Origin of the sequence: Melaminivora jejuensis (assembly GCF_017811175.1) — a bacterium.
In the GTDB taxonomy this organism is placed as follows: Bacteria; Pseudomonadota; Gammaproteobacteria; order Burkholderiales; family Burkholderiaceae_C; genus Melaminivora; species Melaminivora jejuensis.
Map to the genome: position 1 here is coordinate 324,432 of NZ_JACWIJ010000002.1, position 13,843 is coordinate 338,274.

The 13,843-nt window shown below is 68.3% G+C and carries 11 protein-coding genes, 1 tRNA gene and 1 pseudogene; 7 read left to right on the forward strand and 6 right to left on the reverse strand.

What is annotated here, in order from left to right; translation table 11 throughout:
* Nucleotides 1-67: 67 nt before the first annotated feature.
* Entirely contained in the window at nucleotides 68-1,108 is a 1,041-nt protein-coding gene (gene pstS / locus IDM45_RS01790) for a phosphate ABC transporter substrate-binding protein PstS (RefSeq protein WP_209421383.1), read from the reverse strand.
* A 320-nt stretch (nucleotides 1,109-1,428) separates the two neighbouring features.
* Here pstS and IDM45_RS01795 point away from each other — a divergent pair, with 320 nt between their 5' ends.
* Genes IDM45_RS01795 through IDM45_RS01805 form a run of 3 tightly spaced genes read left to right on the forward strand, consistent with a single transcriptional unit; the run spans nucleotide 1,429 to nucleotide 4,618 of the window.
* Complete coding sequence (locus IDM45_RS01795; RefSeq protein ID WP_209421384.1) at nucleotides 1,429-1,920, forward strand: fasciclin domain-containing protein; 492 nt, start codon at nucleotides 1,429-1,431, stop codon at nucleotides 1,918-1,920.
* On the forward strand, nucleotides 1,917-3,245 hold the full coding sequence (locus IDM45_RS01800) for an ABC transporter substrate-binding protein (RefSeq protein ID WP_325168937.1): 1,329 nt from the start codon (nucleotides 1,917-1,919) through the stop codon (nucleotides 3,243-3,245). Before IDM45_RS01795 ends, IDM45_RS01800 begins: the two co-directional genes overlap by 4 nt.
* A complete protein-coding gene (locus IDM45_RS01805) occupies nucleotides 3,140-4,618 on the forward strand; it encodes a Ppx/GppA phosphatase family protein (RefSeq protein ID WP_209421385.1) in 1,479 nt (492 codons plus the stop codon). Before IDM45_RS01800 ends, IDM45_RS01805 begins: the two co-directional genes overlap by 106 nt.
* 161 nt (nucleotides 4,619-4,779) lie before the next feature.
* Here IDM45_RS01805 and IDM45_RS01810 read toward each other — a convergent pair.
* Nucleotides 4,780-5,243: pseudogene (locus IDM45_RS01810) on the reverse strand (SixA phosphatase family protein).
* Nucleotides 5,240-7,372: a polyphosphate kinase 1 gene (ppk1, locus tag IDM45_RS01815; RefSeq protein WP_209421386.1), complete on the reverse strand. Its 2,133-nt coding sequence runs from the start codon at nucleotides 7,370-7,372 to the stop codon at nucleotides 5,240-5,242. Before ppk1 ends, IDM45_RS01810 begins: the two are co-directional and overlap by 4 nt.
* Before the next feature lie 474 nt (nucleotides 7,373-7,846).
* On the opposite strand from ppk1, the gene IDM45_RS01820 reads away from it, so the two are divergent.
* Nucleotides 7,847-10,078: an EAL domain-containing protein gene (locus tag IDM45_RS01820; RefSeq protein WP_209421387.1), complete on the forward strand. Its 2,232-nt coding sequence runs from the start codon at nucleotides 7,847-7,849 to the stop codon at nucleotides 10,076-10,078.
* Between the two features lie 49 nt (nucleotides 10,079-10,127).
* On the opposite strand, the gene IDM45_RS01825 is transcribed toward IDM45_RS01820, so the two are convergent.
* Complete coding sequence (locus IDM45_RS01825; RefSeq protein WP_209421388.1) at nucleotides 10,128-10,304, reverse strand: hypothetical protein; 177 nt, start codon at nucleotides 10,302-10,304, stop codon at nucleotides 10,128-10,130.
* 88 nt (nucleotides 10,305-10,392) lie between these two features.
* On the opposite strand from IDM45_RS01825, the gene IDM45_RS01830 reads away from it, so the two are divergent.
* From IDM45_RS01830 to IDM45_RS01840, 3 genes are read left to right on the forward strand one after another with little or no spacing between them, the layout of a single operon-like run.
* On the forward strand, nucleotides 10,393-10,647 hold the full coding sequence (locus IDM45_RS01830) for a hypothetical protein (RefSeq protein ID WP_209421389.1): 255 nt from the start codon (nucleotides 10,393-10,395) through the stop codon (nucleotides 10,645-10,647).
* The gene (locus IDM45_RS01835) at nucleotides 10,622-10,945 is read left to right on the forward strand and encodes a type II toxin-antitoxin system RelE/ParE family toxin (RefSeq protein ID WP_209421390.1); all 324 of its coding nucleotides are present in this window, start codon (nucleotides 10,622-10,624) and stop codon (nucleotides 10,943-10,945) included. Before IDM45_RS01830 ends, IDM45_RS01835 begins: the two co-directional genes overlap by 26 nt.
* On the forward strand, nucleotides 10,942-11,241 hold the full coding sequence (locus IDM45_RS01840; protein ID WP_209421391.1) for an addiction module antidote protein: 300 nt from the start codon (nucleotides 10,942-10,944) through the stop codon (nucleotides 11,239-11,241). Before IDM45_RS01835 ends, IDM45_RS01840 begins: the two co-directional genes overlap by 4 nt.
* A gap of 456 nt (nucleotides 11,242-11,697) precedes the next feature.
* On the opposite strand, the gene IDM45_RS01845 is transcribed toward IDM45_RS01840, so the two are convergent.
* Nucleotides 11,698-11,773, reverse strand: a tRNA-His gene (locus IDM45_RS01845).
* Nucleotides 11,774-11,822: 49 nt separating this feature from the next.
* A complete protein-coding gene (locus tag IDM45_RS01850; protein WP_209421392.1) occupies nucleotides 11,823-13,760 on the reverse strand; it encodes a SurA N-terminal domain-containing protein in 1,938 nt (645 codons plus the stop codon).
* Nucleotides 13,761-13,843 lie beyond the last annotated feature (83 nt).

Below are 13,843 nucleotides of genomic sequence, written 5' to 3' on the forward strand. Positions count from 1 at the left end.
CCTTGTGGGATCGAAAAGCCGGGAAGGTCGCCAGCCGGCCCGCCGCGCTGGCGGGCCGGCGCGCAGCTTACTTCAGTGCGATGGGCTGGCCGGAGGCGTCCTTGATGTCGCCCCAGGACTTGACGATCACGCCCTTGACGCTCTCGGGCATGGCCACGTAGTCCAGCTCCGAGGCCGTCTTGTCGCCGTTCTGGTAGGCCCACTCGAAGAACTTGAGCGCCGTGGCGGCCTGCGCCGGCTTGTCCTGCGCCTTGTGCATCAGGATGAAGGTGGCCGAGGTGATGGGCCAGGCATCCTTGCCGGGCTGGTTGGTCAGGATCTGGTGAAAGCTCTTGGCCCATTCGGCACCCGCCGCAGCCGCCTTGAAGGAGGCTTCGTCAGGAGAGACGAAGTTGCCGGCGCTGTTTTGCAGTTGCGCGAAGGTCAGCTTGTTTTGCTTGACGTAGGCGTACTCCACGTAGCCGATGGAGTTGGGCAGGCGCCCCACGAAGGCGGCCACGCCCTCGTTGCCCTTGCCGCCGGCGCCCACGGGCCAGTTCACGGCCGTGCCTTCGCCCACCTTGGACTTCCACTCGGCATTGACCTTGGACAGGTAGTTGGTGAAGCCGAAGGTGGTGCCCGAGCCGTCGGCGCGGCGCACCGGCGCGATCGCTGCGTCCGGCAGGGCCAAGCCCGGGTTCAGCGCCTTGATGGCCTCGTCGTTCCACTTGGTGATCTTGCCCAGGTAGATGTCGCCCAGCACCTGGCCGCTGAGCTTGAGCTGGCCAGGCTGCAGGCCCTTGACGTTCACCACCGGCACGATGCCGCCGATGACGGTGGGGAACTGCACCAGGCCCTTGGCGGCCAGTTCGTCGTCCTTGAGCGGCGCGTCGGAGGCGCCGAAGTCCACCGTCTTGGCCTCGATCTGGCGCAGGCCGGCGCCCGAGCCGACCGACTGGTAGTTGATCTTCACCCCCGTGGCCTTGTGGTAGTCGGCGGCCCACTTGGAATACAGCGGCGCGGGGAAGCTGGCGCCGGCGCCCGTGGCTTCCTGCTGGGCCCAGGCGCCCGTGACCATACCCATCGCCATCACACCAGACACCAGAACCCGAATCGCGGAGAGTTTCATGAGAAGACCTCTTGGTTGGAAAAAAGCTATGGCGGCACTCTAGGGGCCGTTTGTGACATGCCCGTGACACGGCGGCGCAGCCGTCACACAACACCCTGGGCGCCAGCCGGCTTGCCGTGGCCGCTTTGGTGGCTGCTTCTTTCCCCCCCCCCTTGTGTCTCTCGCGTGCGCCGCTGCTGCGGCGCCCCGAGCGCGCTGGCGCGCCTGGGGCGATTGCGCCGCGGACTTGTCATACCACTGTCGCAATCGCTGCGTACTCTGGCGCCGCCGACCGCAGTCGGCCCCGTCCAATGACCGACACACTCTCTGGGAGAAGAACCATGTTCCGCCGCTCTGCCATGCACTGTGCGCTGGCGCTGTCTGCCGCCGCCGTGCTGGGCGCCTGTGCCAGCCCCGCCTCCGCCCCGCGCACCGTGGCTGCGGCCACTGCCGCCACGCCCGCGCTGTCCACCTTCCATCGCCTGGCGGCCGACTCTGGCGTACTGGCCACCCTGGAGGGCCCGGGCCCCTACACGGTGTTCGCCCCCAGCGAAGCGGCCTTCCAGGCCCTGCCCGCCAAGAGCCTGGACGCGCTCAGGGCCGACAAGGCCCAGCTCAAGGCCGTGCTGCAGCACCACGTCGTGCCCGCCCGTGTCAGCGCCGCCGAGGCCCGCGCCGGCAAGGCCAAGACGCTGCAAGGCACGGACATCGCCCTGGCGCGCGCCGGCACCTTCCTGACCGTGGACGATGCACTGGTGGAGCAGGCCGACCTGCGCGCCGGCAACGGCGTGGTGCATGTCATCGACCGCGTCCTGATGCCCCCGCGCAAGTGAGCCGCGCCCCGTCCCATGCTCCCGCAGCCGGGCTTGCGGGTGTACAACCGGCGCTGCGCCGCCGTGCGCTGCTGCGTGCCGCGGGCGTGGGCGCTGCCGCCTGCGCGTTGCCTCTGGTGCGGGCGCAGGAGCCCCAGGCGCGTCCCGTGGCGGTGGCCCAGATCGTCGACCTGTCGGCACCTCAGCAGGATGTGAGCCGCGACTTCCTGATCGGCTCGCGCGCGGCCTGGGCGGACTTCAACGCCCGCGGCGGCCTGCGTGGGCAGGCGGTGCAGCACTTGGTGCTGGAGACCGATGGCTCGCCCGAGCGCCTGCGCCAAGCCTGGCAGGCGGCACATGACGAGCCGGCCTGCGTGGCCCTGTCGGGCTGCGCCGCCGACGGCGCCGCGGCCACCATCGCCGCGCTGCAGGCCGGCGGCGGCGCCCTGGCGCTGGCCGCGCCCTGGCTGCACCGCCAGTGGCACGACGCGGGCGATACTGTCTTCAGCATCTTTGCCGACTACCAGGCGCAGATCGGGCACGCCGTGCGCTCGCTGGCGGCCATGGGCGTGCCGCAGGCCGGCGTGGTCTTCGCCCGCCCCGAACTGCAGCGGCAGTTGCAGGGATCGGTGGCGCAGGCCGGCGCGGCCATGGGCCTGCGCACCGAGGTGCTGTCCGCCGCGCACACCCGCACCGCGCCGCCGGCCATCGTGCTGTTCGTGGGCGGCACACCGGAGCTGCACGAATACGTGTCCCGCCTGGCGCTGCCCGCCGGGCGCCAGTGCTACGTGGTGGCCCTGGCCGACGTGAACCTGCAGGTGCTGGGGCAATTGGGCGGGCAGCGGCGCAACGTCTCCGTCATCGCCACGCAGCCAGTGCCGCTGGTCACCGCCAGCCTGCCCATCGTGCGCGCCTACCGCGCCGTGATGGCGCGGCTGTACGACGAGCCGCCCTCGCCCCAGGGCCTGGCCGGCTTCATCGCCGCGCGCTACACGGCCGAGGTGCTCGCCTCGGTGGCCGGGCCGCTGCAGCGCGCCAGCGTGCTGGCCGCGTTCCGGCGCCGCCAGGGCGTGCAACTGGGGGCTATGCCGTGGCCTACCAGGGCGGGCGTCCGTCGCACGCCCAGGTCACGCAAAGTATGCTCACCGCCGACGGGCGCATCGTGGGCTGAGCGGGCGCACCCGGCGGCGCGGTGCTATGCTGCGCCGCCCCGAAAACACCGCGCGGCACGCGCACATCCATGCAAGACGGAACACTGCTGGCGGCCGTGGACCTGGGGTCCAACAGCTTTCGCCTCGAGATCGGCCGCCTCGACCACGGGCTCATCCACCGCGTCGAGTACCTGAAGGAGACCGTGCGCCAGGGCGCCGGCCTGGACGAGCAGCGCAACCTTGGCGCCGACGCCATGCAGCGCGGCTGGGAGTGCCTGGCGCGCTTTGCCGAGCGCCTGGCCGGCTTCGCGCCCGGGCGCGTGCGCGCCGTGGCCACGCAGACGCTGCGCGAGGCGCGCAACCGCGAGGAATTCCTGCGCCGCGGCAGCGCCATCCTGGGCTTTCCCATCGACGTGGTCTCCGGCCCCGAGGAGGCGCGGCTGATCTACCAGGGCGTGGCGCGGCTGCTGCCGCAGTCGGACGAGCGGCGCCTGGTGGTGGACATCGGCGGGCGCTCGACCGAGCTGATCCTGGGCCAGCAGTTCACGCCCAGCGCCGTCGCGTCCTACCGCGTGGGCAGCGTGGCCTGGTCGGCGCGCTACTTTGCCGACGGCGCGTTCACGCGCGAGGCCTTCGAGGCCGCCGAGGTGGCTGCCAAGGCGGTGCTGGACGAGGCTGCCCAGACCTACTGCCCCGGGCTGTGGGAAATGGCATATGGCTCCTCCGGCACCATGGGCGCAGTGGGTACGGTGCTGACATCGGCAGGCTACGGCGAAGGCCTGATCACCCGCGAGGGCCTGGACTGGCTGCGCGAGCAATTGCTGCGCGCGCGCCACGCCGACCGCGTCCGCCTCGATGGATTGAAGGAAGACCGCCGCCCGGTCATCGGCGGCGGCGTGAGCATCGTGCGCGCGGTCTTCGATCTGCTCGACATCCGCGAGATGCGCGTGGCCCAGGGTGCGCTGCGCCAAGGCGCGCTGTACGACCTGCTCGAGCGCGAGCAGCCCGGCGCCGACCTGCGCTCGGCCACCGTGCGCGCGCTCATGCAGCGCTTTGCCGTGGATGAGGTGCATGCCGCACGTGTGGCACGACTGGCCTGCCGGCTGTTCGACGAGGCCGCCGCGCTCGGCAGCGCCGGCGCATCGCGCCAACTGCAGTGGGCCGCCTGCCTGCACGAGATCGGCTGCCGCATCTCGCACAGCAACTACCATCGCCACGGCGCCTACATCCTGGACCACGCCGAGGCCGCGGGCTTCGCGCAGCCCGAGCTGCACGCGCTCAGCCTGCTGGTGCTGGGCCACCGCGGCAAGCTGCGCAAGCTGGAGGCCGACCTGGGCGACGCGTTGCTGGCACTGCAATTGCTGTGCCTGCGCACGGCCGTGGCCCTGTGCCACGCACGCCGGGAGCCGGATGTGCAGGGCCTGGGCCTGCGGCTGCAGGGCCAGCGCTGCACGGTGCACTCGCGTGCGGGCTGGGCGGCGGCCTATCCGCAGTCGGCCCACCTGCTGCGCGAAGAAGCCGCCGCCTGGCACAAAACGCCCTGGGAATTCGTGGCCGAGCTGTCCTGAAGGCGTGGCGCGCGGCCTGCAGGCCGCGGCGTTGTCTGTATTTTCAATGAAAATGGACTGAAACCTATGTCCATCAAGCGCTGACAGCTATAATTTTAATAGCAAAACAGTGTTGTCGGTGGCACCAGCGCCACGCGCGGCGGGCGCACCTCGCCGCCGGTTCAGAGGAATTCCGGCGACTGCACTGCCAGCAGCACGGTCTGCGCCACGTCCTGGCGCTGGCGGTAGCGCAGCCACCACACGGCGCCCTTGCGGATGGCGCAGTCCGCCTCCTGCATGCCCAGCAGCCGCGCCGCCGTCTGGCCCAGCAGGGCTGGTGGCCCACGACCAGCACCGCGCCGCGGGCGCGCGGCCACTGCACCAGCTCCAGCAGCTCCTCGGGGCTGCCGCCGGGCAGCAGCTCGGCGCGCAGCTTGACCTTGCGGCCCAGCACGCGCGCGGTCTGCTCGGTGCGCCGCGCGGGGCTGGCCAGCACGCGCAGGCCATCGGGTAGTTGCCGGTCGAGCCAGGCGGCCATGCGCGCGGCCTGCTTTTCGCCGCGCTGCGTCAGCGGCCGCTCCAGGTCTTCCTGGCTGCCCTGCGGGTCTTGCGCCTCGGCGTGGCGCCAGAGGATGAGATCCATCATGGCCTTGCGTTCTTCGTGGGCGAGGCGTAGCGCGCCATCAGCGCGTTCTGTGCGCCAGCGCCGTCCAGCGCGCCCGGCGCGCGCGTGTAGCTGCCGTCGCTGTTGAGCGTCCAGGCATCGCGGTTGTCGTGCAGATAGGCCACCAGGCACTCGTCGATGATGCGCTGGCGCAGCTTGGCATCGGTGACGGGCCAGGCAATCTCCACCCGGCGCAGCATATTGCGGTTCATCCAGTCGGCGCTGGACAGGTACAAGTCCTCGTGCTCGCCGCTGCGGAAATAGAACACCCGCGTGTGCTCCAGGAAGCGCCCGATGACCGAGCGCACGCGGATGCGGTCACTCATGGCCGGGACACCGACCGGCAGCGTGCAGGCGCCGCGCACGATCAGGTCTACGCTGGCTCCGCGGCGCGCGGCGCGCTCCAGTGCCTGGATCAGTGCCTCATCGGTCAGCGCGTTCATCTTGGCCACGATGCGCCCGCCCTCGCCGCGCTCGGCCGCCAGGCCCGCCGCGTCGATCTTGTCGATCAGCCGCTGCTGCAGGTCAAAGGGTGCGAGCAGCAGGCGCTTGAGCTGCGGCACGCGGTTCTGGTTGGCCAGGTGGTCGAAGACCGCGTCCATGTCGGCGGTGGTCTGTGCATCGGCCGTGAGGTAGCTCAGGTCGGTGTACAGACGCGCGGTGCGCGGGTTGTAGTTGCCGGTGGACAGGTGCCCGTAGCGGCGCAGTCCGCGGCCCTCGCGACGGGTGACCAGCAGCATCTTGGCGTGGGTCTTCAGGCCGACCACGCCGTAGACCACCTGCGCGCCGATGGACTCCAGCGCCTCGGCCCAGTTGATGTTGGCCTCCTCGTCAAAACGCGCCTTGAGTTCCACCACGACCATCACTTCCTTGCCCCGGCGCACCGCTTCGCACAACAAATCCATCTGCTCGGAGTCGGCGCCGGTGCGGTAGATGGTCTGCTTGATGGCCAGCACCTGCGGGTCGTTGACGGCCTCGCGCAGAAATCCCAGCACGCCCTCGAAACTCTCGAAAGGCTGGTGGATGAGTACATCGTGCCGGCGCAGGCGCGCCAGGATGGCGCCGGGCTGCGGCAGCTTGGCCGGCCACGCCGGGCGCCACGGGGGAAACAGCAGCGCCGGGTCGTTGACCAGATCCACGAGCTGGCCCAGGCGCACCAGGTTGACGGGGCCGTGCACCCGGTACAGGGCAGCCGCCGGCAGCGCGAACTGCGCCTGCAGGAAATCGGCCAGGAACTGCGAACAGCCGGCCGAGACCTCCAGGCGCACGGCCTGGCCATAGTGGCGGTGCTGCAGGCCCTGGCGCAGCGCCGTGCGCAGGTTGCGTACGTCCTCCTCGTCCACTGCCAGATCCGAGTGGCGCGTGACGCGGAACTGCGAGAACTCCACCACCTGCCGGCCGGGAAACAGCTCGGCCAGGTGGGTGCGGATGATGCTCGAGAGGCTGACGAACTGCAGGCCCGCCGGCGCCACGTGCGTGGGCAGGCGCATGAGCCGCGGCAGCGCGCGCGGCACCCGGGCGATGGCGATCTCGTTCTCGCGCCCGAAGGCGTCGCCGCCGCGCAGCCGCACGATGAAGTTCAGCGACTTGTTGGCCACCTGCGGAAAGGGGTGCGCCGGGTCCAGCCCCACGGGAATCAGCAGCGGCCGCACCTCGCGCACGAACAACTCGCGCACCCAGCGCCGCTGCGCGGGCGTGCGCTCGCTGTGGCCCACGATGCGGATGCCGCGCGCGGCGAACGCCGGCATCAGCGAGTCGTTGTACAGCGCGTACTGGCGCGCCACCAGCGCCTGCGCCTTGCGCGCCAGCACTTCGAAGGCGCCGCGGCCCACCTGGGCGCGGCCCGCGAGGGCCGCGCCCAGGTGGGCCGCGGCGCGCACCTCGAAGAACTCGTCCAGGTTGGACGACACGATGCACAGGTAGCGCAGCCGCTCCAGCAGCGGCACGTCCTCGCGCACGGCCCAGTCCAGCACCCGCTCGTTGAAGGCCAGAATGCTGTGATCGCGGTCCAGCCGGAGCACATGCCCGTCCGGAGCGGGGGCGCCGCCAGACGGCGCGAGCGCATCGACGGCATCTTCGGTGGAGGGCAGGCAAGGCAGCAGGGGCGTCATGACGGCAGCTTGATGGGCAACAGCGGCAGCAGTATCCGCAGGGCCGATGACAGCTTCGTGACACACGGGTGCGGCCTCGAGGCTGCCGCCGGGGGTGGGGCAACGGGTCGGCCAGGGGCATGAGCAGCGGCAAGGTGGTGGCGTTGAAGTCCATGTCCCACACGGGCGCGCACAGCGACCGCCTCCTGGGCGCAGGCGCACCAGCATCGGGTGCTCGTGGGCGTAGGTGGGTCTGGCGCAACTGGCTTGGCGCCAGGCGCTGGCGGGCAGGGACGCCTTGCGTGCCGGCCCCTTGTGTGCCCCAACCACTGCCGCAGGCGCGCATGACACTGGCATGTCGGCTGCATGTCGCGGTGGCGCCAGCCGGCAGCGCCAGCAAGTCCACAGACACGACGGACACACCCTGTTGCAAAAATAGCAACAATTTGGTACAAATCGCGATTTTGAATTTTTCCTTCATGGACGCCACGGCACATGTCATTTCTGCCTGACGGCCCAGCGCTGGAGCCCGGGCATCCCTCTACGCTGGCGCTGCAACGCATCCTGCGCGAGCAGCAGACGCTGCTGGACAGTGCGGGAGTGGGCATCGTTTTCATCCGTCACCGCGCGGTGGTGCGGTGCAACCAGCGCTACGCCGAGATCTTCGGGCTGGACTCTTGCGCCGAGGCCGTGGGCCGCAGCAGCGAGGCCCTGCACCCCAGCCGCGAGGCCTTCCGCGAACTGGGGCGGGCGGCCTTTCCTGTGTTGACCCAGGGCCGGGCCTACCGCACCGAGCGCCAGATGCGGCGCAGCAACGGCCAGCTCTTTTGGGCGCACCTGACGGGGCGGCTCATCACGCCCCGCGACAGCTCCGAGGGCTCGATCTGGATCATCGACGACATCGACGAGCAAAAGCTTGCCCAGGCCCAGCTCGGCGCTGCCGTGCGCGAAAAGCAGATGCTGTTCGACAACGCCATGGTGGGTATCGTGGTGCTGCGCGATCGGCACCTCAAGCGCTGCAATCGGTATTTCGAGCAGATGCTGGGCTACGAGCCGGGCGAGTTGCTGGACAGCCCGTCGCGGCGCTGGTATCTGAGCGAAAGCGACTGGCAGGCGGCAGGCGAATACTGCTATGGGCCACTGCTGCGCGGCGAGGACTTCGAGGGTCAGATGACACTGCGCGCCAAGGATGGGCGGGCCGTGATCTGCGAAGTGCGCAGCCGGGCCATCGATCCGCACGATCTGGCGCAGGGCTCGATGTGGATCGTCATGGACGTGAGCGAGCGCCTGCGCATCCAGGCCCAGTTGGCGCAGATGCACAGCGCGCTGGAGCAGCAAGTGCGCGAGCGCACTTCCCAGTTGAGCGACACCGTGGCCGATCTGCACCGCGAGATCGCCCAGCGCAAGCGCGACCAGGAGCGCATCCACTGGATGGCGCACTACGATGCCCTGACCGGGCTGCCCAACCGTGTCCTGCTGGCCGAGCGCGGGCAGGAGGCGGTGCGCCACGCCCAGGCCAGCGGCACGCCGCTATCGGTCATGTTTCTCGATCTGGACAACTTCAAGCACGTCAACGACTCGCTGGGGCACCGCCAGGGCGACACCCTGCTGGTGGAGATTGGCCGGCGCCTGCGCGGCACCGTGCGCGAGCGCGACATGGTGGCGCGGTTGGGCGGCGACGAGTTCGTGCTGCTGCTGCCCGGCGCCGATGCCCGGGGCGCGGCGCGCGTGGCCGCCAAGATGCAGGAGGCGGCGCGCCAGCCGGTGCAGCTGGGCGAGCACGAGGTGTGCATGTCGCCCTCCATGGGCATTGCGCTGTTTCCCGAGCATGGGCAGGACTTCGAGTCCTTGATCCAGGCCGCCGATACGGCCATGTACCAGGCCAAGACCGAGGGACGCAACATCTACCGGTTTTTTTCGCCGCAGATGCAGGCCCAGTCCACCCGTGCGCTCCAGTTGATTCACGCGCTGCGCCGGGCGCTCGAGCGTGAGCAGTTCACGCTGCACTACCAGCCCCAGCTCGATCTGGACAGCGGCCAAGTGTGCGGTGTGGAAGCGCTGCTGCGTTGGCACCACCCGGAACTGGGCGATGTCAGCCCAGCGGAGTTCATTCCTGTGGCCGAGGACAGTGGCCAGATCATCCCGATTGGCGAGTGGGTGTTGCGCACGGCGCTGGCGCAGCTTGCACGCTGGCGCGACCAGGGCCTGCCGCCGCTGACCATGGCGGTCAATCTGTCGGCGGCGCAGTTTCGCCATCCGCTGCTGCCCGAGTTGATCGAACAACTGCTGGCGCAGTATCAACTGCCGGCAGACCGCCTGGAACTGGAGCTGACCGAGAACGTGGCCGTGGATGACGCGGGCACGGCTGCGCAGATCATGAATCGTATGCACAGCAAGGGCGTGCGGCTGGCGATGGATGATTTCGGCACGGGCTACTCGTCGCTCAGCCAGCTCAAGCGCTTTCAGATCTTCCGGCTGAAGATCGACCGCTCCTTCGTGCGCGACCTGGGTCAGGACGGCAATGACCGGGCCATCGTCAGCGCCATCGTGCGCATGGCCCAGGCCTTGAGTATGCGCACCACGGCAGAGGGCGTGGAAACCGCCGAGCAACTGGCTTTCCTGCACGAGCAGGGCTGCGACGAAGCCCAGGGCTACCACTTCGCCCGGCCCATGCCGGCGGCGCAGTTCGAGCGCTATCTGTGCGGTGCCCTGGCTTGCGCCGGCTAGCGCACCCAGGCGCTGGCAGTCCGGCCGTGCCGTTCAAAAAATATAGCTGTCAGCGCTTGTCCCGCAAGGGCTGGAGGCCAAAAACACCATAAATATCTGGCCCCAGCGTCACGTATTTCAGCCACCCGGCAAACAAAAAGGCCAGTCCCGAAGAACTGGCCTTTTTGTTTGATTTTATTGGGGTGGCTGATGGGGCTCGAACCCACGACAACAGGAAGCGTTCCATTTCCTTGACGCCCCATGTCTGGCACTTGCTGGCTGGTCTGCCGTGCCGCAGTGAATGGGTTTCCAGCGGTGACGCTGGCGCAAAGCCGATGAGCCGCCCGCATCGCCGGCTGGCCGATGCCTGCGCCGTGGCCGGGATTGAAGAACTGACGCTGCACGGACTGTGCCGCAGCTTCCGGCCCCTGAACTTGCTGCGCCTGCACCATGAGCGGCTGGAGGCGTGGATTCTGGAACAGGCCGGGGTGGAGTTCGACCCTGCCCAGAAACCCGGCAAGCTGCGCGCCGTGGGTGTACAGCAGTACCGTTTAAGATACCTTTGTGGACATCCGAATCTACACCGATAGCAGTGGGCGAAGGCCTTTTGTGGAGTGGCTGGAGGCGTTGGAAGACAGGCAAGGCCGCGCTGCCATCAAGGCCCGACTGCTGCGCGTGGAAGCCGGCAACCTTGGTGACTGCAAGCCCCTGCGCGATGGCGTGCAAGAGTTGCGAATCGACAAAGGCCCGGGCTATCGCGTCTATCTGAGCCGGCAAGGCCCGGTGCTGGTGCTGCTGCTTTGTGCCAGCGACAAAAGCGAGCAAGAGCGCGCAATCACGCGCGCCATTGGCTATCTGAACGACTGGAAGGAAAGGGGCAGACCATGAACGCGCCGCGCGATACAAGCTACACGGCTTGGCTGACTGAATCACTTCAAGACCCGCAAGAAGCTGCCGCCTACATCGAAGCCGCCATTGAGCTGGAAGACCCGGCTGCGCTGCTGCTGGCGCTGCGCCATGTGGCGAAGGCGCACGGCATGGCTGAGGTGGCGCGCCGGGCAGAGGTAGGCGAGAAATCCCTGTTCCGCGCACTGAGCGAGAACGGCAATCCGACGATTGACACGCTGTACAAGGTTTTGCACGCCATGGGGCTGCGCCTGAGCGTGACTCCAATTCACGCCTGAACAGTTTGGTCCCGGACAGACCAGCTTCGAGGCCTGGCCGAAAAGCAGAACACCTTCACCCGCCTGCTGGGGCACCCATTGCGGAGGCTGCACTTGGAAGGGGAGCAAACGTTGAATGAAGAGCTGCAAGCCCTGCGCCGCATCGCGCAGACTGCCTTTTCGCCGCTGCCCACGGCATCGCCCGCCTGGCCTTGAATTCTATGGCAGAAAGAAAGCCATGCGCCTGAAATCCTTGCCAACAGTGCGCTGATTGCTATCAGTTTTGATGCCTGCCGTTCGGCGGCAGGACTATCCATTTCCGTCTTGCGATGGCTGGTGGCCGCCCGGCCCGGTGGGCTGCACGGATTCAAGTCTGAAGGCGTGGCTCGCGTGGCGAAATTGCCTACAGCTTGCCTACAAGCTGCCGGCAAACAAAAAGGCCAGTCCCGAAGAACTGACCTTTTTGTTTGATTTTATTGGGGTGGCTGATGGGGCTCGAACCCACGACAACAGGAATCACAATCCTGGACTCTACCAACTGAGCTACAGCCACCGTAGCCACGCATTATAGCGTGACAATTGGCGTTTTTGCCAAGGAGCCATCAGTTTGCTGTGGCCTGCAGCTCCGAAGGCTCCACCGGGCTGGGGCGTGGCACCTTGATCTGCACCTTCAGACGCTGCTTGAGCAGTTCGTAGTAGGCCAGTGCTTGCGCCGTGCTCCAGGCTTGGGCGTATTGCTGGCGCTCGGCCAGCCGGCGTGGCTCTTCCAGCCCCTCGCGCGCAACGATGCGGTTGATCTTGAGAACGGCATAACCGTCATTGCCCAGATCGACGCCGACCCAGCCGGGCAGACTGTCCACAGGGGCCTGCAGGGCAGCATCCACGATGGCGCGGCTTTGGCCCTGGGGCTGGTCGCGCGAGATGGTGATGGCCTGGCCCAGGCCGGTGACGGAGGCCGGGTCGGCCTTCCAGGCCTCCAGCCGGGACAGGCCTTGCTCGCGCGCCAGCTGTGCCGATTTATCCGCCAGGTAGAGAGTGCGGGCCTTGGCCTGCGCCTGCTCCAGGGGTAGCGTCATGGCGGGCTGGTAGGCCGTGACGCGCCCGGCGGCCAGGGTGCTGGGTGCGGTCTCGACCGCTTCCGTGTTGCGCTTGGATTGCAGCGACTCGGGCTGGAACAAAGCCTCCAGCAGGCGCGCGCTGGCCAGGGCGCCGGTTGCGCCGGGGGCCGGCAGGCGCGTCACGCCTGCCGCCGTCTGTACCTTGAGCTTGAATTTGTCGGCCACGGCGGCCAGATCGTCGGACTGCTCATAGACGGCGTTGGCAAAGGCTTCGGCCAGCTCGGCGTATTTGCGCTGGGCCTGCTGCTGCTTGAGATCGGCCTCCAGGGTGGGGCGCAGTTCTTCGAAACTGGGCGCGCGCGGCTGCTTGATGTCGGTGAGCTGGATGATGTGGTAGCCGAAGTCGCTCTCGACGACGTCGCTGATATCGCCCTTGGCCATGCCGAAGACGGCATCTTCGAAAGGCTTGACCATGGCGCCCCGGCCAAAGAAGCCCAGGTCGCCACCGCTGGGGGCCGAGCCTGGGTCTTGCGAATGCTTGCGCGCCAGCTCGGCAAAGCTGCCCGGCGCCTTGCGCGCCTGCTCCAACAGCTCCTGCGCCTGTGCCCGGGCCTTGTCGCGTTCGCCGGCAGGGGCGTCCTGGGCTGCATTGATCAGGATGTGGCTGGCGCGGCGCTCTTCCTGGCCGGCCAGGCGCGCCAGGTTTTCCTTGTAATAGGTGCGCAGGTCATCCTCGCTCAGGCTGATGCCGGCCTTGACCGCATCCAGGTCGAGCACCACGTATTCGACCGTGGCCTGCTCAGCCTGCTGGAACTGGGCAGGGTGGGCCTCGTAGTAGGCCCGCACCTCGTCATCCGTGACCTTGACCTGGCTGGCGAAGGCGGCGGGCTTGAATTGCGCTACCTGGATCTCACGGCGCTGCAGGAAGGCGTCGAGTGCCAGGCTGGCCTCGGCCGGGCTGGCCGTGGAGGAGTTGACCACGGCGCCCAGCACCTGGCTGATGGAGATGTCTTGCCGCATACGTGCCTCGAAACCTTCGGGCGACAGGCCTTGCGCCGCCACCAGGGAGCGATAGGCCTCGGTGTCCAGGCTGCCATCGGCACGCCTGAGCGCGGCGATCTGCGGGATGGATTGCAGCTCGCGCGCCAGCCGGGCGTCGCTGGTCAGCAGGTGCATTTTCTGGGCAGCGGCGGCCAGCACGCGGTCGCGCACCAGGCGCTCCAGTGTGGCGTAGCGTGCCTGGGGGGAGTCCAGCAGCTTGCCGTCGATGCCGGGCGACTGGGCACGGATGCGATCGCTTTCCATGCGGTGGGCGTTGTCCCACTCGTCCTGGGTGATGTCCTTGCCGTCCACGCGTGCCACCACCGGGCTGCCTCCGGTGAAATAGTTGCGGTCTATGCCCACCAGCACGAAGGACGGGATGATCAGCAGGAACAGCACAAGCATCACCACCTTGGAGTGCTTGCGAATGGATTCGAACATGGTCTGTCGGGCTTTCAGCGGCGGAGCAAAAGAAAAGGCGAACTCGCGTTCGCCTTGTGCATGAAGTGGCGGGCGCTGACGGG

Excerpts from the sequence above, each read along its gene's own strand:
- pstS (WP_209421383.1), bottom strand. The coding sequence starts at position 1,108 with ATGAAACTCTCCGCGATTCGGGTTCTGGTGTCTGGTGTGATGGCGATG.
- IDM45_RS01795 (WP_209421384.1), top strand. The coding sequence starts at position 1,429 with ATGTTCCGCCGCTCTGCCATGCACTGTGCGCTGGCGCTGTCTGCCGCC.
- IDM45_RS01805 (WP_209421385.1), top strand. The coding sequence starts at position 3,140 with ATGCAAGACGGAACACTGCTGGCGGCCGTGGACCTGGGGTCCAACAGC.
- ppk1 (WP_209421386.1), bottom strand. The coding sequence starts at position 7,372 with ATGACGCCCCTGCTGCCTTGCCTGCCCTCCACCGAAGATGCCGTCGAT.
- IDM45_RS01820 (WP_209421387.1), top strand. The coding sequence starts at position 7,847 with ATGTCATTTCTGCCTGACGGCCCAGCGCTGGAGCCCGGGCATCCCTCT.
- IDM45_RS01825 (WP_209421388.1), bottom strand. The coding sequence starts at position 10,304 with ATGGAACGCTTCCTGTTGTCGTGGGTTCGAGCCCCATCAGCCACCCCA.
- IDM45_RS01830 (WP_209421389.1), top strand. The coding sequence starts at position 10,393 with ATGAGCCGCCCGCATCGCCGGCTGGCCGATGCCTGCGCCGTGGCCGGG.
- IDM45_RS01840 (WP_209421391.1), top strand. The coding sequence starts at position 10,942 with ATGAACGCGCCGCGCGATACAAGCTACACGGCTTGGCTGACTGAATCA.
- IDM45_RS01850 (WP_209421392.1), bottom strand. The coding sequence starts at position 13,760 with ATGTTCGAATCCATTCGCAAGCACTCCAAGGTGGTGATGCTTGTGCTG.